The 1800-nt window shown below is 71.2% G+C and carries 1 protein-coding gene and 1 pseudogene; both read left to right on the top strand.

Going from position 1 to position 1800, the window contains the following annotated elements; all coding sequences use genetic code 11:
• Positions 1-234, top strand: a pseudogene (locus CR938_RS14190) (methyl-accepting chemotaxis protein); the annotation flags it as partial.
• Between the two features lie 146 nt (positions 235-380).
• On the top strand, positions 381-1800 hold a 1420-nt coding region (locus tag CR938_RS14185; protein WP_162125605.1), incomplete at its 3' end, for a cache domain-containing protein.

Genomic DNA, 1800 nt, shown 5'->3' with positions numbered 1-1800 from the left:
AACGCGGCGCTGGTGGAGGAGGCCTCGGCCGCGGCCCGGGCCATGGAGGAACAGGCCGCCAGCCTCGCACAGGCCATCGCCCTGTTCCGCACCGGCGAGCATGACCTGCCGACCGGCCCTGCCCCGGCGCCGGCCACCGCGCCGGTGCGCAGGAACGGCGTGCCTGCGGCGCCTCCGCGCCACGAGGCCCGTCCTCCGGTTGCGGTCGCGGAAGCCGACTGGGCCGAGTTCTAAGCCTGGCAGCACCCACCGAGCCCCGGCCCCGCGCCGGGGCTCGGTCCAATCGGCCCCGTGGATCCGCGGCGGCCGGGCAAAGGTTTCCGCGCCGCTGCCGATAACAACCACGGCCGCTTTCCGCGGCCGTGACCACAGAAGAAGTCATGAACCTGCGTCGCTCCACCCTCTTCCGCCTCGTCTCCAACCTGTCGATGAAGCGGAAGTTCCTGCTGCAGTCGGCTATGATCGCGCTGGGCATCATCGGCCTGGCGGTGATCGCCGCCCGCACCCAGTACCTGGACGTGATCGACGTCCGCAAGGACGGCCTGCGCGTCCAGGCCGAGATGGCGCGCGGCATGATCCAGGACTACGCCAGGCGCGCCGAATCCGGCGCGATGACCGAGCAGCAGGCGCGCGAGGCGGCGCTGGAAGCCCTGCAGGCCATGCAGGGCAACGGCGGCCAGGACTATTTCTTCGTCCTGGACCGCGATCTGGACATGGTGATGCATCCGCGCCGGCCCGACCTGGTGGGCCAGCCGCTGGCCGGGGTGACCAGCCCGGACGGCCGGCACATCTTCCCGGCCATGCTGGCGGCCGCCGAGGCCGGCGGCGGCTTCGTGGACTACACCTGGGAGAAGCCCGGCCAGGCCAGGCCGGCGAAGAAGACTTCCTACGCCTTCCTGTACGAGCCCTGGGGCTGGGTGGTGGCCGTCGGCGTGTACACCGACGACACCCAGGCACGTGCAATCGGGTTCACCCTCATCATGACCCTCGCCGGCGGCCTGCTGGTGCTGTTCAACCTGGGCCTGGGCTGGCTGATCGGCGGCTCGATCCTGGCCTCGGTCAACCGTGCCCTGGCCGCGGTCCGCGGCGTCTCGCGCGGTGACCTGGAGGTGCGCACCGGCCACCACGGCCGCGACGAGATCGGGCAGATGCTCCAGGCCATGGACGGGATGGTGCACATGCTGGAGCGCTTCTCGCACGAGGCCCGGCACATGATCGCCCAGCACGCCGGCCCGGACATCGGCCATCGCATGCCCGAGGACTTCCCGGGCGTCTACGGCGAGCTGGCCCGCGGCATCAACACCATGATGTTCGAGCACCTGGACGCGATCATGGATGCGATCGCCGTGCTTCAGGAGTACGCCAGCGGCGACCTGTCGCGCGATGCCCGCCGCCTGCCCGGCAGCCGCGCGGTGCTGCACGAAGCCATGGACGCGGCCAAGGCCAGCCTGATGGCGATCAACGGCGAGATCCGGCGCCTGGCCCAGGCCGCCGCCGAAGGCGACTTCTCCGTGCGCGGCGACGAGAACGCCTTCCGCCACGACTTCCTGGAGATGGTCCGCGGCCTGAACACCATGATGGCCACCGCCGACCGCAACCTGGGCCAGCTCTCGGCGCTGCTCCACGCCATCGCCCAGGGCGACCTGACGGTGCGGATGGAGGGCGACTTCCGGGGGGTGTTCGCCCGCATGCGCGACGACGCCAACGCCACCGTCGAGCAGCTCAAGGCCATCGTCCCCCGCATCCAGGAGGCCTCCGGCGCCATCAGCACCGCCTCCACCGAGATCGCCTCGGGCAACG

It is taken from the genome of Pseudoxanthomonas taiwanensis, assembly GCF_010093135.1.
Classification (GTDB): domain Bacteria; phylum Pseudomonadota; class Gammaproteobacteria; order Xanthomonadales; family Xanthomonadaceae; genus Pseudoxanthomonas; species Pseudoxanthomonas taiwanensis.
The sequence above is the reverse complement of the archived record's forward strand: the minus strand, read 5'-3'. Positions and strand labels throughout refer to the sequence as shown.